Here is a 24,620-nt window from a genome sequence, read left to right as displayed (position 1 = left end):
CTCGGGGGAGCGCGCGACATGCTGAAGTACGAGGACATCATCGACGCCCCGGTGGCGACGCTGAAGGCCGCCGTCGACGACTGGTCGGAGATGGCGAAGAAGTTGGACACGCTCGCCACGGACGCCTCCGACGGGATGAAGGCGAAGGCGGACAAAGCATCCTGGGAGGGCGTCAACGCCGGGGTCACCAAGGCGTTCATCGGTAAGACGGCCAAGGAGTTCACGGATGCCGCCGCCGAGGCCAAGGGCGTGAAGCAGATCCTGGAAGAGGGTCACGCGGCCATCAAGAGGGCCAAGGACGACCTGATCGCCATCCGGGACCACGAGGGGCCCGCGGCCGGTATCCACGTGGACAGCAAGGGCAAGGTGACTGCGCGGAACCCGTTGTCCGGGATTCCCGCGGCGCGGCACGACCCCGATTACAGCGACCTTCTGCGCGAGGAGAAGCAGAACATCGAGTCGTGGCAGAAGAGGATCGACCTGATCGTCGACAACTGCAACGACACCGACCTCACCCTCAAGAACACGCTTGAGGCCAACGTCACCGACCGCAAGGACTTCAGCGCTCCGACGTACACGAAGCTGGACCAGGAGGAGGCCGCGCGCGCCGCCGCTCTGGCGGGCAAGGGCCAGGACCTCACGCACGCCGAACTGCAGGAGCTCAACGAGCTGCTGAAGGACAACAGCAAGTCGGTGGAGTTCGCCAAGGGGTTCTACGAGAAGCTCGGCCCCGAGAAGTCCCTCGCGTTCTTCGGCCAGCTCTCCACGGACACGTACGATCTCGGCAAGGTCGACCCGCAGCGCCTCAAGGACGTCCAGCAGCTCCAGGAGAACCTCGGCCTCAACCTGGCCACCGCCTCCCACGACAAGGAATTCACCGACAAGTGGGGCCCAGAGCTCCGCAAGTTGGGTACGGAACGCATTCCGCTGTCCAAGCACGACTACAGCGGGACGTTCGGTTACCAGCTGCTCGGCGGGATCATGCGGTACGGGAACTACGACGCGAAGTTCCTCAACCCGATCGCCGAACACGTGGCGCAACTGCACGCGAAGGACCCGGACATGTTCGCCGACACCAAGGCGGTGAACAGTGTGTTCAAGAACCCGTACAACCCCTCCGGCGTGAACGGGCCCGGCTACGACCCGGCCACCGCCATGCTGGAAGCGCTCGGCAACAGTCCGGAAGCGGCGAAAAAGTTCTTCACCGACCCGCCCACCGCGTACAACGAGGACGGCACGGTCAACCACGGCGCCACGGCCGAGCTCGGGAAGGACAAGGACGGCCAGCCGTTCGACAACTACTTGGACTTCTTCAGCGACGAGAAGTGGGAGTCCTTCCCCGACGTCAACTCGGTCGACGAGCACGAGGCGGCGCTCGACCAGATGCCCGACGCCCTCGGCCACGCCCTGGAGGCAGCGACGCTCGGCTACCCGGCCGGGCACCCGGACCCCGGCGTGGTGCGGGACGCGGACAACGCCGCGGTCATGCAGAAGGTCATGGAGAAGTACGCAGCAGACCCGGCTCTCCTCAAGGAGCACCACGAGGCGATGTCCGACAGCCTGGGCGTCATGGGCGGCGGCTACATCGACGACATCAACTGGGCGCTGGACAAGAACCATCCGGAGAGCGTGTTCGCGCCGGGCAAAAACCCGGAAGGACATGTCAACTTCGCGGACACCGTGGACGGGAACGGGCGGAGTATCGTCCGGGGCTTCCTCACCACCCTCGGTCAGCACCCGGACGCCTACGCGACGCTCTCGACCGCGGAGCAGGTCTACACCCGCAGCGCGTTGGAAGGGACAGTGGGCCCGGACGGAAAGATCAGCGAGGGCGCTGCCAGGGCGACCGTGTTTGTGGGCGCCGAGGTGCAGGGCATGCTCGACCAGTCCCGGGCCGACCAGGTGGAGGCGACGAACCTCAAAACCCACGAGGACTACGAGAAGGCGGTCGCCAAGCGGGCGGGCTGGGTCCAGTTCGGGGCCGCGGCGGGCATCGCGGCGGGCGTCGCCTTCCTGCCCGCGACCGCGGCCGTGGGCACGGCCGCGGTGCTCATCCCGCTGGCGACGGATACCGCCGCTGGCGCCGCCTCACAGTTCATCGGCCAGATGGTCGGCGACATCTCTGGCAACTCGGTGGATGAGCACAAGGAGAAGGTGGACGACCTTGTCGACGAGGAGAAGATCAAGATCTACTCCTCCGGTGAGAGCATGGCCGAGGCCCCGATGGAGGGTTTCCTGGAGCACCACGGTGTGGCCCCCGGCAAGGATCCGTTCGCGCGGGACCTATACGAATCGATGGTGCTCGGTTATGGGCGCGGTAACGACCGGGCGAAGCAGCAGGGCAACGGTCCGGAGACCGGCTGAGGCCGATGACGGCCGAGGACACGTAAGGTGGCGGACAGTGATCAGCCGCAGTCAGTACGCGGGGACCCCTCTCCGTGGCCATGGCCGGCTCGTTGCTTCTCGGAGCCACGGGTTGTGGAGGGGGACGAGGAAGGCGACGGATTTCCGGACGACTACAAGGTCGTTGCAGGGACACAACTCTGCGGCGGATACGGCTGGACCTGAAGAAGCGCGAGGTGCGCATCCTGGAGGAGCGGTGGGAGCAGTCGTCTGAACACTCCGGAAGCAGGTATGGCCGAGGGTAGTCGACCATGGTGTATCCGCAGTGGGAGTACAAGCAGGGGCCCGACGGCCGTCGGCAAGAGGTCGAAATCGTATTGCGGCGTTACGGCAGCAAGAGGTTGCGCTGCCCTCGCTCTATGCCTCCCGTGAAAGCGCGGTAGTCATCCTCGGATATGACGAGCACCTTGGCGTCAGAGTCTCCGACGTCGTTGGAGTCGCGCAGTGCGACAACGCCGTCTATGAAAGCGACCTCTAGGCAGTTGTCGCCGCCGTTGCTCAGGTCGCTTTTGACCCAGACGGCGGTGGAGAGGTCGACCTTCTTGTTCATGTGTAGCGGTCCTTGATCAGATCGTTGATATAGCGTTGGGATGCCTCCGCGTCCAGAGCTTCTGTGCGGAGGTGGTTGAACGCCGTCTCATAGCGTCCGACATCGCTATCTTCCTCCAAGTACAACGAGGTTGTCATGGGCTCCACCACGACGACGGGCGGTCCGGCGGGGAAGTGCAGCAGGTGGAACGGACCATCGAGGCCCGCGTGGGCTCCATGAGCGAAGGCCAGCACCTGGATCACCACGTTCCTGTGATCAGCGGCGACTTCGAGCAGGTGCTCAAGCTGCGCTCTCATGACGTGTTTCCCGCCGACTTCTCGCTGCAGTGCTGACTCGTCGAGTACACACCACAGTTGAAGCGGGTTGTCCCGTGTCAGGGTCTCCTGTCTGGCCATGCGCAGCGCAACGAAATTGCCGATCTCCCGGTCTGTCTGCCACTTGCGGCTGCGTTCCACGACCGCCCTCGCATAGCCCTCGGTCTGGAGCAGGCCGGGAATCAACCACGTGAAGGCCTCGCTCTTGTCGGCCAGTTCCTCCAGGTGCAGGTACTCCGCGAACGGGTCCCTGATGGACTGCCGGTACTGATCGAAGAGGTTGCTGCGTTTCCCGGTGGTCGCCAAGGAGGCGAGCCTGCGGAGGCTGTCGATCCGTGTCTGGTCTTGAAGGCCATATGTCTCGAAGAAGCCGGCGAGTGCGATCGGCGGTACGCGCTGCTTACCGTTCTCGATCTTGCTGAGAGCTGGGGCGCCTGACAGTGAAAGCCTCTCGGCAGCCTCGGCAAGACTCATGCCCGCAGCCTTACGCAGTGACCGGAGTTCAAGCCCGAGTCGCCTCCGGTGCAGGTTGGGCTGGGCGTCCGTCATGTTCTACCTCCCTGTGGCGCAGGGTACTCCGCATCATCGCCCTCTGCTTCAAGCTTTCTTGACCGCACCCTTTCGAGTGAGACAGGTTGCGAGAAATATTTCTCATGAGGAATGTTGTGGCGTCAGGTCTCGTCAAACGATCGGTGAATCAAACGAGTTGGCGGAGCCGACGTGAGCTCGATGTCCATACGTGACGAAGGAGTGGCCATGCGACGACTGTTCGGGCAAATCGCCAGTTGGCTAAGGGTGTTCACCGTCCGGGCGGGGCGTCATCGAGCGGGGTTCCGGCCTGGACCGCATCCGTCTCAAGAACAGCAGCCTGGCCCACTCCGCGCGTTTATTGCCCCCACCGTCCAGGCCTGGTACGAGCCCATCGACGGCGCCTCCACCCTCCTCGTCCGCCCCTACCTCACCGCCCACGAGCGTGAGGAGAAGGCCCGGATCCAGCGGCTGCGCCGTGACACCCTGTGGTGTGCGACATACGGGGTGGACCTGAATAGCCGGGACATCCACGCGTGGTTGGGGGCGGTGTGATGGGCGACAGGGATCGGACCCAGCTACGGCTTTTGCCCTGGACCGGGGCGCATGGAGGGCCTTGCATTCTTGTCACGGATGGTGATGGGCCCGTTTCCCGGATCGCCCCCCATGTCGAGGGTGGAGGGGTTGGGCTCGGGGACGGGCTGTTGAGCCGTGCGCGAGGTTTTCTCGCTGGGGAGGAGGGCCAGTGGCGAGGGGCTGAACTCATGGCTGCAGAGGTCCAGTTGGTGGACGCTCTCTTAGGTGCGTTGCTCATGGGCTCGCCCGATGACGCTTGTCCCGGCGCATCAGGGCTCGTGGCTCCCCACAGCGTCGAGTCCGCTTCGTCTTCGGTGAGGGTGGAGCGGGAAAGCCTTGTACCTAGCGAGGAGGGGACGGGGGCCGAGTTCCGGGCGTTCGGGATGCTGTCGTTGCCCGGCACGGATCTCGCCTCCGCAGGTGCCGCTCGCCGTTACGCGAGCGACATGGCTCGGTCGTGGAGGCTCCCGTCGAATGCCGTGGACGATCTGGAGAACATCGTCGGCGAGTTGGCAGCCAATGCCCTGGAGCACGGCGGCAGTGACCGCATTGCGGTCGCACTCGTACTCACCACGGCGACGGTCACCATCGCCGTCACCGACGCGGGCCCGAGTCGGGGGATCATGGCGTCGCTGCCGCCGACACGGGTGCTGCCGGGAACTGAACGGGAGCGGGGGCGTGGACTGCTGATCATCGAGGCCCTGGCCAGTCGCTGGGGGCGACGGGGGACGCGGGACAGCCTGACGGTCTGGGCCGACATCGCCGTCGAGTCCGCGTGGGCCGACCCGATTTCGGGTGCGGTCCCGCCAAGTGCGTCGGCGCGGCGGCCGTAGGTTGATCCGGTGGGATTCTTCGACGGGCTGACCGGCCCAAGCATTCAAAGCGGCGGTGTCGCGCCGCTGCCGGCAGCGGAGGTCCGGTCAGCTCTGCTCGCACTCAACAGGGAAAGAAATTGGCCAGACCTCACATGATCCGCCGGATGATGCCCAGCCCGCTGGGATCACAGGCGCAGCCGCCGTCGCCCTCCTACGTCTCTCTGTTCAACCAGATTCGGAGTAGTCGGCGTACACTCGCGCCTACGCATCGATCAGGACTCAGGGCGTCTGCCAGTAGGTCCCCGGATGCGTGGGCTTCAGGGACGGGTGTTCCTGCGGTAGGGGGTCCAGGCTCATCAGATCAGGCAGCGGACCGTGATGATGGTGCTGGCCAGGGCAAGGAAGAACTCGATGGCCGTTCTCCGGCGTTCGGTACAGCGCCGGAGCATGCCGAAGTTGTTGACTGCGAACATTTCGACCGACCGCGCGTCTGGCTAAAGTTGGGCTGCATGGGCATCGGTAGGACTCTCCTGGGCATAGCCGTGATCGCTCTCGTCACCGCGGGCTGCGGCGGGTCAGGGTCGAATGACAACACCTCCCGCGCTGCGGACACCGCGCCGCCGAAGAGCGGCAAGGAACTCCCCGTCGCGATCACCTCGGCCGAGCCTGGGCTCCTGACAGTCAAGACGCTGCTCGGTGCTCTGCCGCCTGAACCCACCGACGAGGCGCCATTCACCGAACGGGTGCTGTGGACGATGCGTAAACAAACGGTGGCCATGGCCGGGATACCGGGGAAGACCAGCGCTGCGTGCGAGGGCGGCAAGGTGAGCGAAAAGCCGGGCGTGACCACACGGTGCACCGTCGTCTACAACGGCGTGAAGGTCCCCTGGTCCATCCGTTTCGACGAGCCGACCGGTGACTTGAAACCATACGAAATCACCAACGCGGGCCAGGCCGTGCTGACGGCAAAGTCTGTCTACGGCGAGTTCTGGAGGGAGTACAACCGGGTCAGCAAGCACCTCCGCTGCGGAGAGATGCCGGACCTCGAACTCGTCGCATACGGCCAAGACACCGGCCACCGCTGCCAGTACGCCTCGTTCGTCGACGGAAAGGCCCGGTGGGTCAATGTCCCGGTGAGCGTGGGCGAGCGCGGGGTCGTCTTCGACAACGGCCGCTCGCCGGAATCCTCTTGATGTTGTGGACATGGGCCAGGAGCAGGACGGAAGCAAGAGACGGCGCGACGGCGTCGCAACCGGGTGGAGCGTCAGCCGCCTGGGCAGCAAGACCGCGAATCGGTCCCAGAGCGGTTCCCCTCAGCCATGATGAAAGCGCGGGCATCCGTCGATGAGGTAGCTGCGGTACTGGATCTTGCGGAGACCGTGCGAGAGCGCACTCATGAGGTAGGGCGCGGTCGGTGAAGGCAGTGTCGGCCTGGTTGCTGCGTCGCAGCAGTGACCAGATGCCTTCGACGGTGTTGAGGTCGGTGCGTAGGTCGGCAGGAAGTAGCAGGTGATCCAGTCGTGAGTGTCGATGCACTCCCGCAGCCGGCGGTCTCTGTGGACGTTGAGGTTGTCCCACACCAACTCGATGGGTGCGCCGAGTAACTGGTGGGCGGCGATGAGCAGGTCGCGGTACTCGGTCCAGGTGAACTGCGTTTGTCCCCTCGACGAGTAGCCTCCGCTGGCCTTCCGGTAGCTCAGCCAGAGCCTGGCTGTTGACCGGGAGTGATGTTGCCGTTTGGAGCGCTGGGTGGAGCAGCGTAGGGAAAAGGCGGGTATTGGGGGGCCGGGTACTGGGGTTGTCCTGGCGGGGGTGCGTATGGGGCTGTCGGGTGCGGTGGGGTGGGGTGTGTGGGGCGGCGGTTGCGGACGATGGCGAAGACCGCCGCGGCGATGCCGAGTAGTGCGACGACTGCGGCCGCAGCCAGGACAATGGACAGCATGTTGTTCTCCTTGGAGGAATCTGAGACTGCCGCCTCCTCGGTGGTCTTGTCCTCCGCCGGGGCGTTGTCGGCGTCGGTGGCCGAGGGGTGGGGAGAGGGCGATGCGGAAGCTGCGGCCGCGAGGTCCGGGAGCGGGTATTCGTCGGCCGGGCCCGGGTCGCCGGGGTTCTGCAGGGCGATGCGGGGGCGGACGATGCCGTAGCCGATGGAGTCGTTGCGCTTGGATCCGTCTGTGGGGGCGCCGATGGTGTTCAGCATGACTCTGAGGACCTGGTTGTTGGTCCAGGTGGGGTGCTTGGACCAGATCAGGGCGGCGCTGGCGGAGGCGAGGGCCGTGGCGGCGCTGGTGCCATGCCCTTCGCACAGGCCGCTCTTGGTTCCACAGGCGTGCACCATCTCCTCGCCCGGGGCAGCCATGTCTACTTGAGGGCCCTGCTGGGACTCAGCCGTCCTGCGGAGGTTCTTGCCGACTGCGGCCACCCCGACCACTCCGGGCGTGGCCGCCGGGTACATGAGTCGATTGGTCGTGTCTCCGTCATTACCCACGCCGGCGAAGACCAACGAACCCTTGTCCAAGGCATACTTCACGGCGTTGGTCAGCCCTGCTGAGCCATCCGAAACTGCAAGAGAGATGTTGATGACGTGGGCGCCCTTGTCGGCGGCGTAGCGAATCGCCTCCGGTGCGGCCTCGTTGAACTGTCGGATGGCATCAGCCTGGTTGGCTGCCGACATAGACTTGGGCATACGAATTGGAAGGATCTTCGCCCCGGGAGCGAGCCCGAAGGCACCTTGGCCACCTCCGTAAGCACCTGTTCCGGCGATGAGCCCGGACATACCCATAGCGTGGCCCTCATAGTCGGTGTGCTCATCACCGGGCTGCCCCTCGGCATAGTCCTTACCTTGTAGGACGCGGCCCTCCAGATCTGGGTTGGTCGGGTCGACTCCAGTATCAATCACCGCAACCGTGACACCCTTGCCCGTGCTGGTCTGCCACATCTGCTCGGCCTTCATGGCATCGAGGAACCACTGTTCCTCGCGAATTGACTCTGCATGGGCCGACGCCTCCACAGCACCCACGAACAGCAGGCCAAGTAGCACCGATGCCACAACACGGGAGCGCGTGTATCGAGGGCCGTTGGTGCGCATGAGCTTCGCTGTCTCCGTTCATAGATACGCGTCAGTCGATGACCGGGGGTACTGGACGTCCGTTGCGCTGTCGTGGGGTGTCGTCTTGCTCACCTGCGCGACGTGGCCGCGCTTTCGCACCATCAGCACCTGGCGAAGAGGCCGACCGACGTACGTGGGGGGGGCGTTGCCTCCCACGTTCACGAACCGGACCTCCACTCGCAGTTGCGGCCCCCATGGGCCGGGGGCCGTGGACGCCACGCGATTACATGAGTCGCGGGCGGCGCCTTCTGTGGTGAAGGCGCCGCCCGCGTAAGATCACCGCTCGAGGGGTGGTGGCATGGCCATGAGGAATTACCGGTGGTGCGTGGCAAGTGCGGCGGCATTGCTGCTGGCCGGCTGTGGTGGCGGCGCGGAGGGCGACAGCGGGAACAGTAAGGCGGTGGCGCTCACGAAGGAACAAGTACGGGAGACATTGCCGGACGGCGAGGCCATGCCGGGTTGGTACGGGTCCTCCGCTCAACTCACTGTCGTTGAGATAGGCAAGCTCTACCGTTCGGCGGCCTGCCCCACCAAGGGCAACGCGGGCTGCGAGAACTCTCGCTTCTACGGCGCCTCGACCTTACAGAACTACGACAACGCCGCCATCGTCACCTTTCAGATCATCGCCTACGACAGCGAACAGGCCGCCCGGGAGGCGTACGACGTGCTCTGGAACGGCTATTACGGCAGGAAGGCGGGACCGAAAGCCAAGCCGTTCACGATCAGCCCGATCGGTGACGAGCGCGACGCTCGATTCGGTTCCAACAGATTCGGCGAGGCCGGCGCCGTGACCCAGACTCGGGTCGGCACGGCGCTGCTGTGGACCGAGGCGGCTTCCACGGGTAAGGGCGGCGTCGACAAAGACGGAGTCCGGGACCTGGCCAGGGTGCTCGCCAAGCGCGCCCAGCAGGCCCAGAACGGGGACGCACCTTCCGCCTCGCTCGCCAGCTGACCGGGCGGCCCCGCCCGGCCGAGGGCGCCACCTTCGACTACGCGCCCGCCGGACCGCAGATGATCGAGCGCGCCCATCGCATGGCCGATGTCTGCGAGGCACACGCTGTGACGCGCCCTGAGTGGCGGGGGCCTTTCCGCTCCGCCACCCAGCGGTCTCGGGCATCGTGGTCGGTATGCGTACTGGCTTCGACAGTGTGAGTTGGGGTCTGGGTCTGGCTCTGCCCCTCGTCACCGCCCGCCCGTACCCGACAGCCTCACGAAACCCGCCGTGCCCCCGCCGAGGGCACCGCCACGAAGACCCGGGGTGCCGTGAAGCCCGCCTCGGCGAAGGCCACCTCCACCGCCTTGGTGACCGCGTCCGCGTCGGTGGCGTCGACTAGGACGATCGCGGAGCCGCCGAAGCCGCCGCCGGTCATCCGGGCACCCAGGGCGCCCGCGCCGATCGCGGTGTCGACGACGAGGTCCAGTTCGGGGCAGGAGATGCGGAAGTCGTCGCGGAGGGAGGCGTGGCCCTCGACCAGGACGGGCCCGATCGCACGGGTCTCGCCCGACTCCAGGAGGGAGACCACACGTTCCACACGCTGGTCCTCCGTGACCACGTGGCGGACCAGGCGGCGGACCTCCTCCTCGTCGCCGAGGCGGTCCAGGGCCACGTCCAGCTCGTCGTAGACGATGTCCCGCAGCGCGTCGACGCCGAGCAGGGCGGCGCCCTTCTCGCAGCCGGCGCGGCGCTTGCCGTACTCGCCCTCGCTGTGGGAGTGCTTGACCTGGGTGTCGACGACGAGGAGCTGCATGCCCTCGGCGGCCAGGTCGAAGGGGATCTGCCGCTGGGAGAGGTCCCGTGTGTCGAGGAACAGGGCGTGGCCGGCCTCGCAGCACGCGGAGGCCGTCTGGTCCATGATCCCGGTCGGGGCGCCGACGTAGACGTTCTCCGCGCGCTGGCAGAGGCGGGCCAGCTGCCAGCCCTTGAGGTTCAGGTCGAAGAGGTCGTTGAGGGCGAGGGCCACGACCACTTCCAGGGCCGCCGAGGAGGACAGCCCGGCGCCTGTCGGCACGGAGGAGGCGAGGTGGATGTCGGCGCCGGTGACGGCCGTGTGGCCGGCCTCGCGCAGGGCCCAGACGACGCCGGAGGGGTACGCGGTCCAGCCGCGGTCGGCCTCGGGGGTGAGGTCGTCCAGGGCCAGCTCGACCACACCGCCCTCGATGTCGTCGGAGTGCAGGCGCAGACGGCCGTCCGTGCGCCGGGACACCGCCGCGATCGTGGTGTGCGGGAGGGCGAAGGGCATGACGAAGCCGTCGTTGTAGTCGGTGTGCTCGCCGATGAGGTTCACCCGGCCCGGCGCGGCCCACACTCCCTCCGGCTCCGCCCCGTACAGCTCCTCGAACCGCTCGGCGACGACGACAGCCTCGCTCATCCCCTGACCCTGACCTTTCGTACTTGCCTGATCAACTGGCGAAGCCAGCACACTACGTGGGGCGCGCGGATGCGCACCCGCGCTACTCGGCGCGCGCCTGCGCGAACCTCCACGCGTCCGCGACGATCTCGTCGAGGTCCGCGCGGGAGGGGTTCCAGCCGAGGCGTTCGCGGGCCGTTGCGGCGGAGGCGACCAGGGTCGCCGGGTCGCCCGCGCGGCGCGGGGCGACGACCTCGGGGATCGGGTGGCCGGTGACCCGGCGGACCGTCTCGACGACCTCGCGGACGGAGAAGCCGTTGCCGTTGCCGAGGTTGCAGATGAGGTGCTCGCCGGGTTGCGCGGCGGCGACCGCCAGCAGGTGGGCCTCGGCCAGGTCGGCGACGTGGATGTAGTCGCGGATACAGGTGCCGTCCGGGGTCGGGTAGTCGTCGCCGTAGACGGAGATCGCGTCCCGCCTGCCCTGCGCGACCTGCAGCACCAGCGGGATCAGGTGGGATTCGGGGTCGTGGCGCTCGCCGCAGGAGCCGTAGGCGCCGGCGACGTTGAAGTAGCGCAGCGACACCGCGCCCAGCCCGTGGGCGGCCGCCTCACCGGTGATCATGTGGTCGACGGCCAGCTTGGAGGCGCCGTAGGGGTTGGTCGGCTTCGTCGGCGCGGACTCCACGATCGGGGTGGTCTCCGGCTCGCCGTAGGTGGCGGCCGTGGAGGAGAAGACCAGCTTGCGGACGCCCGCCTCGCGCATCGCGGCGAGCAGCGCCATGGTGCCGCCGACGTTGTTGTCCCAGTACTTCTCGGGCTTCACCACGGACTCGCCGACCTGGGAGAACGCGGCGAAGTGGAGGACGGCGTCGAAGGAGTCGTCGAGCCACTTGGCGGCGTCGCGGATGTCGCCCTCGATGAAGGCCGCGCCGGCGGGCACGCCCTCGCGGAAGCCCGTGGAGAGGTTGTCGAGGACGACGACCTCGTGGCCCGCCTCCAGCAGATGCTGGGCGACCACGCTGCCGACATAGCCCGCGCCACCGGTGACCAGGTACTTCCCGCTCATGAACTCGCTACCTCTCGCAGTCGCTCGGCCGCGCGCTCCGGCGGCACGTCGTTGATGAACACGTTCATGCCGGATTCGGAACCCGCGAGAAACTTCAGCTTGCCGGTGGTGCGGCGAATGGTGAAGAGCTCAAGGTGCAGCCCGAAGTCCTCGCGCTGGACACCCTCGAACTCCTCCAGCGTGCCGAACGGGGCCTGGTGCCAGGCCGAGATGTACGGCGTCGGAGGCTCGCCCTCACCGAAGATCCGGTCGAAGCGCCTCAGGAGTTCCAGATAGACCTCGGGGAATTCCGAGCGGGCGTCCTCGTCGAGCGCGAGCAGGTCCGGCACCCGGCGCCTGGGGTAGAGGTGCACCTCGTACGGCCAGTGCGCCGCGTACGGCACGAAGGCGACCCAGTGCTCGGTCTGGAGCACCACCCGCTCGTCGGCCAGCTCCCGCTCCAGGACGGCGTCGAAGAGGTTCTCGCCGCCGGTGGCGTCCTTGTGGGCCGCCAGCGAGCGCAGCATCAGGGCGGTGCGGGGGGTGGTGAAGGGGTAGGCGTAGATCTGCCCGTGGGGGTGGCCGAGGGTCACACCGATCTCGGCGCCCCGGTTCTCGAAGCAGAAGACCTGCTCGACGGAGGGGAGATGCGACAGCTCCGCGGTGCGGTCGGTCCAGGCCTCCAGGACGAGGCGGGCCTGCTCCTCGGTCAGGTCGGCGAAGGACGCGTTGTGGTCCGAGGTGAAGCAGACGACCTCGCAGCGGCCGGAGTCGCCGGCCAGTGACGGGAAGCGGTTCTCGAACACCACCGCGTCGTAGGAGGAGTCGGGGATCTCGCTCAGCCTGTCACCCTCGGAGGGGCAGAGCGGACATTCGTTCGCCGGGGGGTGGTAGGTGCGGCCCTGGCGGTGCGAGGCGATCGCCACGGAGTCGCCGAGCAGCGGGTCACGCCGCACCTCCGAGGTGGTGACGGTGCGCTCCAGGGGCCGCTTGTCCACCGCGTCGCGCACGGTGTCGTCGCGCAGGTCGTAGTAGATCAGCTCACGACCGTCGGCCAGCCGGGTCGAGGTCTTCTTCACTCCGCACTCCCCATCCCACCCATCAAACAGAACCAAACACATCAAAGCACAAGTTCCGACGTTTGTCACCATCAGAAATAAACAAACAACACCAGATGCCAACTGAGGCGACTGAGACGCGGATCTGCTCAGCCGCGGACTCAGATGGTGTCGTCCGAGGCTGTCCCGGGCCCGGTGTGGAGGATCGCGCGCGCCTGGTCCGCGGCCCGGGCGGTGCTCTCGGAGACGAAGTCGAGGAAGCGGGCGATGTTCTCCATGCGGACGGCGGCCGGTGTGCCGGGGCCGAGGACGCCCACGCCCTGCCGTGCGGTCTCGACGATCCGGGCGATGGCCCGGGCGCTGGCGATCATCGACTGGTACCAGACGTCGGCGTCGATGACATAGCGCTCACGGCGGCGATCGTCGCGCTCCCTGCGGACGAGGCCCTGGGTCTCCAGGAACGCGACCGCCTTGGAGATGGACGCCGGGCTGACCTGGAGGCGCTGGACGAGTTCGGACGCGGTGAGACTGCCCGCGTCGCTGACGCAGAGACAGGCCATCACCCGGGCCATCATCTTGGGCGTACCCGACTGTATGAAGACGGTGGTCAGCGCCTCCTCGTACTCGCGCACGGCCCCGGCGTCGCGACCGTGGGCCTGCGGGGGCGACTCCGCACCCCGTGACGCGGTGGGCCTGCGGCGGTGGGCGCGGCGCTCCGTGGCGCGATGGGCGAGGTCGGCGCGGTAGGCGGTGGGGCCGCCGTTGCGCATCACCTCACGCGTGATCGTCGAGGTCGGACGGTCCAGCCCTCTGGCGATCTCCGCGTAGGCGAGGCCGTCGGCCAGGCCCGACGCGATCTGCTGGCGTTCCTGCTGGGTGAGCCTGCCTCCCGGCACAGCGGTCTCCTTCATGGTCCCGAACGACCCCCGTCGCGCCCAGCATAGCGTTCACCATCAATTCATTGCAACGCTCAACGGGAGGCGCGTTGCGTTGATCCTGAGCTCATTGCAATGAAATCACTGCCTTCACCTGCAGATACGGCCACATTGCGCAACGATTATGTTGCCGATTCCATGAATGCAACGTAGCGTTTCCATCATCAGAAACACCGCAGCGAAGGAGCGCACCATGCAGACGTTCGACACCCCCGCCCCGGTCTCCGCCGTCCTCGACATCCCCGCGGGACACATCCGGTTCATCGCCGCCGACCGGGCCGACACCACGGTGGAGATCCTGCCCGCCGACGCCTCCAAGAGCCGTGACGTGAAGGCGGCGGAACAGATCGAGGTCGCCTACGACGACGGCGTCCTCCGCGTCGGGGCCCCGGCACCGAAGAACCGGATCCTCGGCAACTCCGGAGCCGTCGAGGTGACCGTCCAACTGCCCGCGGGCTCCCGCGTCGAGGCGAAGGCGGCCAGCGCCGAGGTCCGGGGCGTCGGACGGCTCGGCGACGTCGCCTTCGAGGGTGCGCACGGCACGGTCAAGCTCGACGAGACCGCGAGCGCCCGCCTCGCCCTCCTCGCCGGCGACGTCTCGGTCGGCCGCCTGGGCGGCCCGGCGGAGATCAGCACCCAGAAGGGCGACCTTCGTATCACCGAGGCCGTGCGCGGCACCGTCACGCTGCGCACCGAGCACGGCGACATCTCGGTGGGGGCCACCCACGGTGCCTCCGCCTCCCTGGACGCCGGCACCGCCTACGGCCGGATCCACAACACGCTCAGGAACACCGCGGGCACCCCCGACCTGCGCATCCACGCCACCACCGCCTACGGCGACATCACCGCCCGCGGCCTCTGAGGAGCACCCACCATGACGAACCTGGCCATCGCGGCGAACGGGCTGCGCAAGTCCTACGGCGACAAGACCGTCCTCGACGGCGTCGACCTGGCCGTGCCCGAAGGAACGATCTTCTCCCTGCTCGGTCCGAACGGCGCCGGCAAGACCACCGCCGTCAAGATCCTCTCCACCCTCATCTCCGCCGACGGCGGACAGGCCCGGATCGCGGGCCACGACATCGCCACCGCCCCACAGGCCGTCCGCTCCTCGATCGGTGTCACCGGCCAGTTCTCCGCCGTCGACGGCCTCATCACCGGCGAGGAGAACATGCTCCTCATGGCCGACCTGCACCACCTACCCAAGCGGGAAGGGCAGCGGGTCACCACCGGACTCCTGGAACGCTTCGACCTCACCGAGGCGGCCAAGAAGCCCGCCTCCACCTACTCCGGCGGCATGAAACGCCGCCTGGACATCGCCATGACCCTCGTCGGCGACCCCCGCATCATCTTCCTCGACGAACCCACCACCGGCCTCGACCCCCGCTCCCGCCACAGCATGTGGCAGATCATCCGCGAACTCGTCTCCGACGGCGTCACCGTCTTCCTCACCACCCAGTACCTCGAAGAAGCCGACGAACTCGCCGACCGCATCGCGGTCCTGAACAACGGCAGGATCGCCGCCGAGGGCACCGCCGACGAACTCAAGCGCCTCATCCCCGGCGGCCACGTCCGGCTTCGCTTCACCGACCCCACCGCCTACCGGTCGGCCGCCACCGCACTGGGCGACGTCACCCGGGACGACGAGGCGCTCGCCCTGCAGGTCCCCAGCGACGGCAGCCAGCGCGCACTGCGCTCCCTCCTCGACCGCCTGGACGTCACCGGCATCGAGGCCGACGAGCTGACCGTGCACACACCCGACCTCGACGACGTCTTCTTCGCCCTCACCGGCCCGGCCGACGTCCCCCACCAGACCAACCGGACCGACCGGACCGACCAGCCCCACCAGGCCAAGCAGGCCGACCAGACCAAGGAGAACGTCCGATGAGCGCCCTCTCCCTCGCCGTCCGCGACTCGTCCACCATGCTGCGCCGCAACCTCCTGCACGCCCGGCGCTATCCCTCCCTCACACTGAACCTGCTGCTCACCCCGATCATGCTGCTGCTGCTCTTCGTCTACATCTTCGGCGACACGATGAGCGCGGGCATCAGCGGTGGCGCTCCGGACCGCTCCGCGTACATCGCCTACCTCGTCCCGGGCCTGCTGCTGATGACCGTCGGCTCCACCGTGATCGGGACCGCGGTCTCCGTCTCCAACGACATGAACGAGGGCATCATCGCCCGCTTCCGCACGATGGCCATCCACCGCCCCTCGGTGCTCGTCGGACACGTCGTCGGCAGCCTGCTGCAGTCGGTCATGAGCGTGGTCCTCGTGGGCGCCGTCGGCGTGGCCATCGGCTTCCGGTCCACGGACGCGAACGCCCTGGAGTGGCTGGCGGCGTTGGGGCTGCTCGTGCTCTTCACCCTGGCGCTCACCTGGATCGCGGTCGGCATGGGCCTGTCCAGCCCCAACGCCGAGGCGGCCAGCAACAACGCGACGCCGCTGATCCTGCTGCCGCTGCTGTCCAGCGCCTTCACCCCGGTCGACTCCATGCCGGGCTGGTTCCAGCCGATCGCCGAGTACCAGCCCTTCACCCCCGCCATCGAAACCCTGCGCGGGCTGCTGCTCGGCACCGAGATCGGCCACAACGGGTGGCTCGCGGTCGTCTGGTGCCTCGGCCTGACCGCGCTCGGTTACCGCTGGTCCACGGCGAAGTTCAACCGCGACCCGAAGTAACCGCCGTGACAGCGCGGGCCACCCCCGCACCTCGATCCGCCCCAGGGCGGCGCACTCCGACACCACGTCGGCGTACGCCGCCCCTCGGCGTTCCGCGGCTGCCGCTCGCGGCTCCGCCAGGCCGAAGCCGCCCTACGCCTCCGCTCCCGGCGGGGAGTGCGGCACCGGGCCCGCGCGGTCCAGCAGTCCCGTGCGGGCCGCCAACGCCGCCGCCTCCAGCCGGGAGCCGACGCCCAGCTTCATCAGGACCCGCTGGACATGGGTGCGGGCCGTGGACGGGGCGATGCCCATGCCGGCCGCGATCAGCCTGGTGTCCTCTCCGTCCGCGACCCGGACCAGCACCTCGACCTCACGAGGGGTCAGCATCTGCAGCAGCCGCTGGCCCTCGTCGTCCGGCTGGGCTGCCGGGTTCAACAGCTCGCTGAACGCGCTCTGGAGCAACTGCGGCGCCACCGCCGCCTCCCCCGCGCGGGCCTTCATGATGGCCCGCTCGACCCCCTCGATGCGCTCGTCGTGCCGCACGTAGCCCGAGGCGCCCGCGGCGAACGCGGCCGCGATACCACGAGGGTTGGGCACCGGCCCGAGGACCAGGACCGCCACCTGCGGACGTTCACGCTTGATCTTCACCACCGGGTCGAAGATCCCCGGCTCGGCGGGTGCCGCCGTGCCAAGCAGGCACACCTCGGGTGCCCTGGTGATCACCAGCTCCGCCGCACCCGCGGCGGGCGCGGCTGCGGCGAGCACCCGGTGCCCCCGCAGCTTCAACGCCGAGGCCAGCGCCTCGGCGAGCAGTCGGTGGTCGTCGACCACCATGAGCCGGACTCCCATCGAGCCACCCCACCCCCAGTCCCCCCAGATGGTTGCCAACTATGGCTGGCCACTGGTCCGCACGGACAGAAGCCCCCCGACTTCCCCGTCTGCTCCCCCGCTCTCATGCCCCCGGAAGCTACACGCTTGTTCGACGTTGCGCTCCCCCTATCGGAGAGAAGTGCCCCGGATTACCGAAATTCCCTCCCATTCGAGCGTGATGAGGGAAACGTGCACGGCCCCGCCCCTGAGCTGGGGCGGGGCCGTGTCACGAGGCCGAGGGGGCGCGTTAGGTCACTTCACCCCGAAACCGAGCGCCGTGTACTCCTTCTCGTCGTCCGAGTACGGCTTGCTGACGAGTTCCGAGCCGATGAACCACCGCCCGTCGGTGTAGAGCATCTCGCTCATCGTCGGCGTCATCGCGCTGATCGCACGCAGCACCGACTCCGAGGAGGGGGTCTCCAGGAGCGTGGTCTGCTTGAGCGACTTGCCGTCGACGGAGACGATCTGGGCGCCCTTGTCGTACGGGCCGTCCTTGAAGGCGATGATGTTCGGCCCGTCCATGCGGATCGGGAACAGTTCGTAGTCGTCGCCCGCGTCGACCCGGTCGCCGGTGGGCTTACCGGTGGCCAGCGAGAAGGAGACGATCTCGTTCGTGGAGCTGTAGGACCCGGTGCCGTCGTGGTCCTTCGTCGGCATGTACACCTTGTCGTTGCCGACGGTGATGCCCCTGCACGCCCAGACGCCCCGGACCGGGCACTCGTAGTCGTACTTGTCGTCCGGGATGGAGATCTTGGCGCGCAGCTTGCCCTTCTCGTCGAGCGAGAAGATGTCGGTCGTACCGGTCAGCGGGACGTCGCTGCCCGTCACCACGCCGAAGACCACCGGCTGGGTGGAGATGACCTTGGCGCGCTGGATGCCGGAGGGCACCTTGTAGGTCCACTTCACACTGCCGGACCTGGGGTCGAGCAGCTGGATCTCGAAGGTCTCGCTCCCGTAGTCACCGCACTTGCGGACCGCGACCAGCTGGGCGCCGCCCGCGTAGCCCTCGTCGGTGCACTCGCCGGCCTTCGGCGACCACAGCAGCTTGCCGGAGTTGACGTCGAAGGCGGCACCGCCGGAGTAGCCGCCGCCCACGGCGACGGTGGTGCCGGAGATGGTGACCTCGCCGAACGGCACCTTGCTGCCGCTGAGGTCGGCGCTCTTGGTCCACACCTCCTTGCCGGTCTCCACGTCGAAGGCGGTGACCTCGGTGCAGGGCTGGCGGTCGTCGTTGTTCTTGCGCTTGGCGGACTCGGTCACCACGACGGCGATGCCATCGGCGGTGATCTCACGGGAACCCGCGCAGGTCTGACCGGCCAGGTCCAGCGTCCACCTGGACTTCCCGCTGTCCGGGTCGTAGCCGACGATCTTGTTCAGCGCGGACTTGGCGTACGTGGTCTTCGTCAGCCAGGAGCCCTTGACGCTGTCGATCTGCAGCTTCTCCTTGACCTCGTGCGCCGGCACCTGGAAGAGGATCTTCGCGCTGGTGCTGGAGGGCGCCTTCTCCTGCGCCTCGGTCGGGATCTCGACACCACCGGAGGAGGAACCGCCGGACGACGAGGAGCCGCCGTCGTCGTTCTTGGGCTCGTCCTTGCCGCCGGAGGTGCCCTCCGAACTGGCGGTGTCGTTCTTGCCGTTGTCGTCGTCGCCGCTGGAGGTGGCGACATAGACGCCGCCGCCGACGATGAGCGCGATGGCCGCGACCGCGGCGGTGATGATGATCGCCGTGGAGTTGGGCTTCTTCTTGCCGCCCGGACCGCCCGGAGCCTGTCCCACCTGGGGGTGCATCGGCATGGTCTGCGGCTGATAGCCGTAGGGCTGCTGCCCGTAGGGGCCGGGCTGGGGCTGGCCGTACGGTCCGGGCTGCGGCTGGCCGTAGGGGCCCGGCTGGCCGGGCTGCTGGGCCGGGTAGCCGTAACCGGGCTGCGGCGGCGGGGTCTGCTGCGGGTAGCCGTAACCGGGGCCCTGCGCGGGCGGGGGCGCCTGCGGGGGCTGGGCCGGAGGCGGGGTCTGCTGCGCGGGCGGCTGCTGGGGGTAGCCGTAGCCGGGCGCCTGTGCGGGCGGGCCCTGCGGCGGGGGTGTCGGGGCGCCGAAGCCGCCGTCCGGCGGGGGCGTGGGCGCGCCGAAGCCGCCCTGCGGCGGGGCGTCCTGCGGAGGCTGCGCCGGAGGCTGGCCCTGGGCCGAGGGCTGGGCGGGCGGCTGGTTGGGGGGCGGGCCCGGCGGCTGGTTCGGCGGGGGCGGCGGCTGCGTCATGACGTGGATACCTCGGAGCGGATCTGGGCGGACGGGTGTCGGACGAAGGGTGAAGACGACCGGGTCACGGCGGGGCCGGGCGACGGCGGTCCGGGGCGGGGCGACGGCCGTTCGGGACGGCCGGGCGACGGCGGTCCGGGACGGCCGGGCGACGGCGGTCCGGGACGGCCGGGCGACGGCGGTCCGGGACGGCCGGGCGGCAGCCCGCGGCTGTCGCGCACCTTGTCGGCCGTGGGCCGGTCGCGCGCCTTGATCGCCGTAGGTCGGTCGCGCGCTCTGCTCGCCGTGGGTCGGTCGCGCGCGTCATTTGCCGTAGGCCAGCATCAACTTCTCCTTCGCGTCGTCGACACCGCTCAGCAGGGTCGAGGAGATGTAGAAGCGCCCGTCCACGTAGTCGATGGCCTTCGAGTAGAAGGAGCTCTCGATCTCCGCGGCGCTCGCCGGCATCCGCAGCAGCTCGGTCGTCTTGTGGCCGCTGCCGCTGGTCGGGACGGACACGATCCGGCCGCCCGAGCTGTACGTCGACTCCACGTACGCGATCAGCTTCGAGCCGTCGGTCTTCACCGGCGTCATCACCGCGTCGGCGGAGGGCGACTTGACGCGCCACTTCTCCTTGCCGGTGGCGAGGTTCAGCGCGACGACCTCGTTCGTGCCGTCCTTCTCCTCCGTCGGCAGATAGAGCGTGTTCGCGTCGACCGCGAGGCCCGTGCAGCCCTGGAGCTCTCCGATGAGGATCCCGCCGCCGCACTCGGGCGCGAACGAGCCCTCGACGTCGAGCTGCGAGCGGGTCGAGCCGTCGGCCTTCAGGGTGGAGACGTTCCAGGTGTTCTCCTCCTCGTTGGTGAGGTAGAGGACGACCGGGTCCACGGAGTAGGCGTGTTCGACCTTCCAGCCCTTGGGGATCTTCCGCGTCCACGTGGCCTTGCCGGTCTTCGGGTCCAGCTCCTGGACCTCGTCGTGCTCCTTGTCGGTGGTCACCGCGCAGGAGGAGACGACGATCAGGCGGGCGCCGCCCGCAAAACCGGAGGGGTAGCAGGACTGGCCGTAGGTCTTCTTGTCGAACAGCTTCTTGCCGGTGTTGATGTCGTACGCCGTCCCGGACTGCGAACGGGCCACCAGGAGCGTGTCCCCGACGACGGACAGTGCTTCGGTGCCGGCGCTGTCGAACAGGTCGCCCTTCTCCAGCTCCGCCGACCAGCCCTTCTCACCGGTGTTCAGGTCGATCTGCTGGAGCTGGTCGCAGTCGGCGTTCTTCGCGGTGCTCTTCTGGTACGCGATCACGGCCCGGTCGCCGGAGGTGGCCTTCGGGGTGACCGCGCAGATCTTTCCGGGGAACTCGATGGGGTCCCAGGCGGGGTCGCCGCTCTGGACGTCGTAGGCGAACAGCTGCTTGTACGCCGGCTTCACCGCGACCTTGTCGGTGACCCACAGGCCGGGGGCGGACGCGCCGGAGCCCGGGACGTCGGGTGCGCTCTTGTACCAGAGCACCTTCGCCTCGCCGGCCTTGCGGTCCGCGTTGAGGTCGGAGATGTCGAGATCCTCGCCGCCGTCACCGCTGCCGTCGCCCTCGTTGACGGGCTGGGTGGGCGAGGGGGAGGGCTTGCCGTCCTCCGTGGGGCTCGTGCTCTCCTTGGCGACGGGCTTCTTCGCGCCGTCGTCCCCGAGCGACGTCACCGCGAAGACCGTGCCGCCGATCACGAGCAGGGCGGCCACCGCGGCGCCGACGGCCAGCGCCGGCTTGCCCTTGAAGGGGTTCCTGGAACCACCGCCGCCACCGCCCGGCGGCGGGGTGGGCGCGCCCGGGTACTGCGACTGCGGGTAGCCGTAACCGGCCTGCGACGCCGGGTTGTACGGGCCGGGCTGCGTGTACGGGCCGGGCTGCTGCGGTGGGGCGTACGGCCCCTGGTGCGCGGAGGGCTGCTGGGGGTAGCCGTAGCCGGGGCTCGGCGCGGGCGGACCCTGCGGCGGGGGCGTCTGCGGGTAGCCGTACGGCTGTTGCGGTGGTTGCGGCTGTGACGGCGGTGGCGGGTTCTGCGGTGCTCCGTAGCCGCCCTGTGGTGGCTGATCGGGTGGCTGAGTCATCAGCGCTCTCCCCCTGTTCGCTGCTTTCGAGCCACCCGTGGTCACGCGTGGTGTCGCTTCTCAGACTGTTCTCAGACGGCTCTTTCTATCACTGCGACGCTCCCACGCACGGGGCCGGTCGCTCCCCTGTTCCCAAGGGAGGACCGGCCCGTGATGCCCTCGTTACGCTCCTTCACGCCCCCTTCACGGGACGTGCGCGCCCTGCGCGATACGCCCTCTGCGGGCGAGAGTTACTGGACAGCGTCGTGCGGGGGCAGCGCCCCGAGGGGGCGCGGGGAACCGCGCGATCAGCGCCGAACCGCTACGCGTCATCCGCGAGTTCCAGCCACCTCATCTCCAGCTCTTCCTTCTCCCCGAGCAGCGCCCGCAACTCGGCGTCCAACTCCCCCACCTTCGCGAAATCGGTGGCGTTCTCGGCGATCCGCGCGTGCAACTTCGCCTCCTTCTCGGAGACCTTGTCCAACTGCCGCTCGATCTTCTGGAGTTCCTTCTTCGCGGCACGGGAGTCGGCGGCGCTCTTCTGCGCGGCCTCCGCGGCGGGCTTCGCGGCGACCCCGGCCGCACTGGCCGCGGCCTCCTCCATCCTGTGGCGCCGTTCGATGTACTCGTCGATCCCGCGCGGCAGCATCCGCAGTGTCGCGTCGCCGAGGAGCGCGAACACCTTGTCGGTCGTGCGCTCGATGAAGAACCGGTCGTGGGAGATCACGATCATCGACCCGGGCCACCCGTCGAGCAGGTCCTCCAGTTGGGTGAGGGTCTCGATGTCGAGGTCGTTCGTCGGCTCGTCGAGGAAGAGGACGTTGGGCTCGTCCATCAGCAGGCGCAGCAGTTGGAGCCGTCGCCGCTCACCACCGCTGAGGTCCCCCACCGGCGTCCACTGCTTCTCCTTGTTGAACCCGAAGGTCTCGCAGAGCTGCCCCGCCGTCATCTCGCGTCCCTTGCCGAGGTCGACGCGGTCACGGATCTGCTGTACGGCCTGGAGCACCCGCAGGTTCGGGTCGAGTTCGGCGACCTCCTGGGAGAGGTAGGCCAGCTTGACCGTCTTGCCGGTGACGACCCGCCCGGCGGCCGGCTGCTTCTCGCCCTCGCTGCGCGCGGCGTCCGCCATGGCCCGCAGCAGGGAGGTCTTGCCGGCGCCGTTGACCCCGACGAGGCCGATCCGGTCGCCCGGCCCGAGCTGCCACGTCAGATGCTTCAGCAGCACCTTCGGGCCGGCCTGCACGGTGACGTTCTCCAGGTCGAACACGGACTTTCCCAGCCGGGACGACGCGAACTTCATCAGCTCGCTGGTGTCGCGCGGCGGCGGCACGTCCGCGATCAGCTCGTTGGCCGCCTCCACCCGGAACCTCGGCTTCGACGTGCGGGCCGGGGCACCTCGCCGCAGCCACGCCAGCTCCTTGCGGACCAGGTTCTGCCGCTTGGTCTCCTCGGTGGCGGCGATGCGTTCCCGCTCGGCGCGGGCGAAGACATAGTCCGAGTAGCCGCCCTCGTACTCGAAGACCGTGCCCTTCTGCACGTCCCACATCCGGGTGCAGACCTGGTCCAGGAACCACCGGTCGTGGGTGACGCAGACGAGTGCGGAGCGCCGCTCGCGCAGATGGTTCGCGAGCCAGGAGATTCCTTCCACGTCGAGGTGGTTGGTGGGCTCGTCGAGGACGATCAGGTCCTGCTCCTCGATGAGCAGCTTGGCGAGCGCGATGCGCCGCCGCTCACCGCCGGAGAGGGGACCGATGACGGTGTCCAGACCCTGCGGGAACCCCGGCAGGTCCAAGCCCCCGAACAGCCCGGTGAGCACGTCCCGGATCTTGGCGTTGCCCGCCCACTCGTGGTCCGCCATGTCCCGGATGACCTCGTGCCGGACGGTGGCCGTGGGGTCCAGGGAGTCGTGCTGGGTGAGCACGCCGAGGTGGATGCCGCCGGAGTGGGTGACCCGCCCCGTGTCGGCCTCCTCCAGCTTGGCGAGCATCCGGATGAGGGTGGTCTTGCCGTCCCCGTTCCGCCCCACGACACCGATCCGGTCCCCTTCGGAGACGCCGAGCGAGACCCCGTCGAGCAGGGCACGGGTGCCGTACACCTTGCTGACGTTCTCGACATTGACCAGGTTGACGGCCATTACTCTCCTGCCACGGGGACGATCGACCCTCCAGGGTAGTCGTCGGGGGACGGGGGTGTGACGGGCGGCGGGGGCGGCCCCCGAGCCGGGCCGCCGCCGAGGACGACTACCGGGCGCGCGCTGGCTCGGCGTGCCCCTGGGCGTGGCCGGGCGGCCGCCGCCCAGGGACAGAGCGGAGGGCCGGCCCCCAGGGCAAGGCCCAAGGTCACCCACCCAGGGCGAGGACCGCGGCGGCCCCCAGGAAGGACGCCAAGGGCGGTGGCCGAAGCGGAGCCAGGAACACGCCGCAGAGACCGGTGTCGGGAACGGCTGCGGACCAGAGAAGCGGGGACGATTGCCCAGGCAGGGGCCCGGAACGGCCGCCGGGAACGGAACGAGGGACAGCCGCCAAGACGCATGTCAGGAACGGCGCCCGGAGCCAGAAGACCAGGGAACGGTTGCCCAGGCAGGGGCCTGCCCAAGGAAAGGCTGCTGGGTCAGACGAACGGAACGGTTGCCCGGGCCAGGGGCCGGAAACGGCTGCCGGGCCAGACGAACAGGAACGATTGCCCGGGCCAGCGGCCGGGAACGGCTGCCCGGGGCAGGGCACGCGCTCCGGCGCCATGCCCGGCCCCGGTGGCCTCCGCCTCCGCCCCGACCGGCGTCGGAACGGGCAGCCGACCGCCTGCTGCAGGGCCCCCGAGCGGTGACGGTGACGACGGCGGCGCCACCGGACCCGCTTCCGGTCGGTCGACCACCGACGCGTCCGCCGCCGACGCCGGCTCCGCCGTCTCCTCGCCCGTCGCCGTCAGCGCTCCCGTGGCCTGTCCGTGTACGCACATCCGCCTGATACGCGCACCACAGTGCCGTGGGGCCCCGGGGCCCCCCCCCCCCCGGCCCCCCCCGGGGGGGGGGGCCCCCCCGCCCCCCCCCCGCCCCGGCCCCCCCCCCCCCCCGGGGGCGGGGGGGGGCGCGGCGGTAGAACCTGAG

At 68.8% G+C, this 24,620-nt stretch carries 19 protein-coding genes and 1 pseudogene; 8 read left to right on the top strand and 12 right to left on the bottom strand.

Features of this window, described 5'->3' with window-relative positions; genetic code table 11:
- Positions 1-18: 18 nt before the first annotated feature.
- Complete coding sequence (locus ACFY9I_RS11920) at positions 19-2,364, top strand: hypothetical protein (protein WP_391000040.1); 2,346 nt, start codon at positions 19-21, stop codon at positions 2,362-2,364.
- Positions 2,365-2,728: 364 nt separating this feature from the next.
- Here ACFY9I_RS11920 and ACFY9I_RS11915 read toward each other — a convergent pair whose 3' ends face one another.
- Together ACFY9I_RS11915 and ACFY9I_RS11910 are read right to left on the bottom strand one after the other, a co-directional pair.
- A complete protein-coding gene (locus ACFY9I_RS11915; protein ID WP_391000037.1) occupies positions 2,729-2,953 on the bottom strand; it encodes a DUF397 domain-containing protein in 225 nt (74 codons plus the stop codon).
- Complete coding sequence (locus tag ACFY9I_RS11910) at positions 2,950-3,816, bottom strand: Scr1 family TA system antitoxin-like transcriptional regulator (RefSeq protein ID WP_391000035.1); 867 nt, start codon at positions 3,814-3,816, stop codon at positions 2,950-2,952. The genes ACFY9I_RS11915 and ACFY9I_RS11910 overlap by 4 nt, the downstream gene beginning before the upstream one ends.
- Before the next feature lie 207 nt (positions 3,817-4,023).
- Between ACFY9I_RS11910 and ACFY9I_RS11905 the strand changes: the two genes are divergently transcribed.
- A complete protein-coding gene (locus ACFY9I_RS11905; RefSeq protein WP_391000032.1) occupies positions 4,024-4,350 on the top strand; it encodes a hypothetical protein in 327 nt (108 codons plus the stop codon).
- A complete protein-coding gene (locus ACFY9I_RS11900; RefSeq protein WP_391000029.1) occupies positions 4,350-5,204 on the top strand; it encodes an ATP-binding protein in 855 nt (284 codons plus the stop codon). Before ACFY9I_RS11905 ends, ACFY9I_RS11900 begins: the two co-directional genes overlap by 1 nt.
- Positions 5,205-5,542: 338 nt before the next feature.
- Here ACFY9I_RS11900 and ACFY9I_RS11895 read toward each other — a convergent pair.
- A pseudogene (locus ACFY9I_RS11895) lies at positions 5,543-5,650 on the bottom strand (IS5/IS1182 family transposase); the annotation flags it as partial.
- Positions 5,651-5,728: 78 nt separating this feature from the next.
- Here ACFY9I_RS11895 and ACFY9I_RS11890 point away from each other — a divergent pair.
- Positions 5,729-6,379 (top strand): hypothetical protein, encoded by a 651-nt coding sequence (locus ACFY9I_RS11890; RefSeq protein ID WP_391000026.1) that lies wholly within the window; start codon positions 5,729-5,731, stop codon positions 6,377-6,379.
- Between the two features lie 503 nt (positions 6,380-6,882).
- Here ACFY9I_RS11890 and mycP read toward each other — a convergent pair.
- Positions 6,883-8,274 (bottom strand): type VII secretion-associated serine protease mycosin, encoded by a 1,392-nt coding sequence (mycP, locus tag ACFY9I_RS11885; RefSeq protein WP_391000023.1) that lies wholly within the window; start codon positions 8,272-8,274, stop codon positions 6,883-6,885.
- A 346-nt stretch (positions 8,275-8,620) separates the two neighbouring features.
- On the opposite strand from mycP, the gene ACFY9I_RS11880 reads away from it, so the two are divergent.
- On the top strand, positions 8,621-9,247 hold the full coding sequence (locus ACFY9I_RS11880; protein WP_391000020.1) for a hypothetical protein: 627 nt from the start codon (positions 8,621-8,623) through the stop codon (positions 9,245-9,247).
- A gap of 256 nt (positions 9,248-9,503) precedes the next feature.
- Here ACFY9I_RS11880 and galK read toward each other — a convergent pair whose 3' ends face one another.
- The 4 genes from galK to ACFY9I_RS11860 all read right to left on the bottom strand — a co-directional run bounded on the left by galK (position 9,504) and on the right by ACFY9I_RS11860 (position 13,642).
- Positions 9,504-10,664: a galactokinase gene (galK, locus tag ACFY9I_RS11875; RefSeq protein WP_391000017.1), complete on the bottom strand. Its 1,161-nt coding sequence runs from the start codon at positions 10,662-10,664 to the stop codon at positions 9,504-9,506.
- Positions 10,665-10,746: 82 nt separating this feature from the next.
- Positions 10,747-11,709 carry a UDP-glucose 4-epimerase GalE gene (gene galE, locus ACFY9I_RS11870; protein WP_391000014.1) on the bottom strand — a complete coding sequence of 321 codons (963 nt, stop codon included), beginning with the start codon at positions 11,707-11,709 and terminating at the stop codon, positions 10,747-10,749.
- Positions 11,706-12,767: a galactose-1-phosphate uridylyltransferase gene (galT, locus tag ACFY9I_RS11865; RefSeq protein ID WP_391000012.1), complete on the bottom strand. Its 1,062-nt coding sequence runs from the start codon at positions 12,765-12,767 to the stop codon at positions 11,706-11,708. Before galT ends, galE begins: the two co-directional genes overlap by 4 nt.
- A 140-nt stretch (positions 12,768-12,907) precedes the next feature.
- Positions 12,908-13,642, bottom strand: coding sequence for a helix-turn-helix domain-containing protein (locus tag ACFY9I_RS11860; protein WP_391000009.1), 735 nt, complete (start codon positions 13,640-13,642; stop codon positions 12,908-12,910).
- A gap of 232 nt (positions 13,643-13,874) precedes the next feature.
- Between ACFY9I_RS11860 and ACFY9I_RS11855 the strand changes: the two genes are divergently transcribed.
- From ACFY9I_RS11855 to ACFY9I_RS11845, 3 genes are read left to right on the top strand one after another with little or no spacing between them, the layout of a single operon-like run.
- A complete protein-coding gene (locus ACFY9I_RS11855) occupies positions 13,875-14,543 on the top strand; it encodes a DUF4097 family beta strand repeat-containing protein (RefSeq protein WP_391000006.1) in 669 nt (222 codons plus the stop codon).
- A gap of 12 nt (positions 14,544-14,555) precedes the next feature.
- Positions 14,556-15,566, top strand: coding sequence for an ATP-binding cassette domain-containing protein (locus ACFY9I_RS11850; protein WP_391000004.1), 1,011 nt, complete (start codon positions 14,556-14,558; stop codon positions 15,564-15,566).
- A complete protein-coding gene (locus ACFY9I_RS11845) occupies positions 15,563-16,354 on the top strand; it encodes an ABC transporter permease (RefSeq protein ID WP_391000001.1) in 792 nt (263 codons plus the stop codon). Before ACFY9I_RS11850 ends, ACFY9I_RS11845 begins: the two co-directional genes overlap by 4 nt.
- 132 nt (positions 16,355-16,486) lie before the next feature.
- Here the strand turns inward: ACFY9I_RS11845 and ACFY9I_RS11840 are convergent, their stop codons facing one another.
- The 4 genes from ACFY9I_RS11840 to ACFY9I_RS11825 all read right to left on the bottom strand — a co-directional run bounded on the left by ACFY9I_RS11840 (position 16,487) and on the right by ACFY9I_RS11825 (position 23,651).
- Positions 16,487-17,182 carry a LuxR C-terminal-related transcriptional regulator gene (locus ACFY9I_RS11840; RefSeq protein ID WP_390999998.1) on the bottom strand — a complete coding sequence of 232 codons (696 nt, stop codon included), beginning with the start codon at positions 17,180-17,182 and terminating at the stop codon, positions 16,487-16,489.
- 273 nt (positions 17,183-17,455) lie between these two features.
- The gene (locus ACFY9I_RS11835) at positions 17,456-19,456 is read right to left on the bottom strand and encodes a PQQ-binding-like beta-propeller repeat protein (RefSeq protein ID WP_390999995.1); all 2,001 of its coding nucleotides are present in this window, start codon (positions 19,454-19,456) and stop codon (positions 17,456-17,458) included.
- A gap of 303 nt (positions 19,457-19,759) precedes the next feature.
- Complete coding sequence (locus ACFY9I_RS11830) at positions 19,760-21,538, bottom strand: PQQ-binding-like beta-propeller repeat protein (protein ID WP_390999992.1); 1,779 nt, start codon at positions 21,536-21,538, stop codon at positions 19,760-19,762.
- Between the two features lie 301 nt (positions 21,539-21,839).
- Complete coding sequence (locus ACFY9I_RS11825; protein WP_390999989.1) at positions 21,840-23,651, bottom strand: ATP-binding cassette domain-containing protein; 1,812 nt, start codon at positions 23,649-23,651, stop codon at positions 21,840-21,842.
- Between the last annotated feature and the right edge of the window lie 969 nt (positions 23,652-24,620).

Origin of the sequence: Streptomyces sp. NPDC012510 (assembly GCF_042955065.1) — a bacterium.
Classification (GTDB): Bacteria; Actinomycetota; Actinomycetes; order Streptomycetales; family Streptomycetaceae; genus Streptomyces.
Note: the sequence above shows the minus strand (reverse complement) of the source record. Positions and strands in the feature narration are given on the sequence as shown.

Excerpts from the sequence above, each read along its gene's own strand:
- ACFY9I_RS11920 (WP_391000040.1), top strand. The coding sequence starts at position 19 with ATGCTGAAGTACGAGGACATCATCGACGCCCCGGTGGCGACGCTGAAG.
- ACFY9I_RS11915 (WP_391000037.1), bottom strand. The coding sequence starts at position 2,953 with ATGAACAAGAAGGTCGACCTCTCCACCGCCGTCTGGGTCAAAAGCGAC.
- ACFY9I_RS11910 (WP_391000035.1), bottom strand. The coding sequence starts at position 3,816 with ATGACGGACGCCCAGCCCAACCTGCACCGGAGGCGACTCGGGCTTGAA.
- ACFY9I_RS11905 (WP_391000032.1), top strand. The coding sequence starts at position 4,024 with ATGCGACGACTGTTCGGGCAAATCGCCAGTTGGCTAAGGGTGTTCACC.
- ACFY9I_RS11900 (WP_391000029.1), top strand. The coding sequence starts at position 4,350 with ATGGGCGACAGGGATCGGACCCAGCTACGGCTTTTGCCCTGGACCGGG.
- mycP (WP_391000023.1), bottom strand. The coding sequence starts at position 8,274 with ATGCGCACCAACGGCCCTCGATACACGCGCTCCCGTGTTGTGGCATCG.
- galK (WP_391000017.1), bottom strand. The coding sequence starts at position 10,664 with ATGAGCGAGGCTGTCGTCGTCGCCGAGCGGTTCGAGGAGCTGTACGGG.
- galE (WP_391000014.1), bottom strand. The coding sequence starts at position 11,709 with ATGAGCGGGAAGTACCTGGTCACCGGTGGCGCGGGCTATGTCGGCAGC.
- ACFY9I_RS11855 (WP_391000006.1), top strand. The coding sequence starts at position 13,875 with ATGCAGACGTTCGACACCCCCGCCCCGGTCTCCGCCGTCCTCGACATC.
- ACFY9I_RS11850 (WP_391000004.1), top strand. The coding sequence starts at position 14,556 with ATGACGAACCTGGCCATCGCGGCGAACGGGCTGCGCAAGTCCTACGGC.
- ACFY9I_RS11845 (WP_391000001.1), top strand. The coding sequence starts at position 15,563 with ATGAGCGCCCTCTCCCTCGCCGTCCGCGACTCGTCCACCATGCTGCGC.
- ACFY9I_RS11840 (WP_390999998.1), bottom strand. The coding sequence starts at position 17,182 with ATGGGAGTCCGGCTCATGGTGGTCGACGACCACCGACTGCTCGCCGAG.
- ACFY9I_RS11835 (WP_390999995.1), bottom strand. The coding sequence starts at position 19,456 with ATGACGCAGCCGCCGCCCCCGCCGAACCAGCCGCCGGGCCCGCCCCCC.
- ACFY9I_RS11830 (WP_390999992.1), bottom strand. The coding sequence starts at position 21,538 with ATGACTCAGCCACCCGATCAGCCACCACAGGGCGGCTACGGAGCACCG.
- ACFY9I_RS11825 (WP_390999989.1), bottom strand. The coding sequence starts at position 23,651 with ATGGCCGTCAACCTGGTCAATGTCGAGAACGTCAGCAAGGTGTACGGC.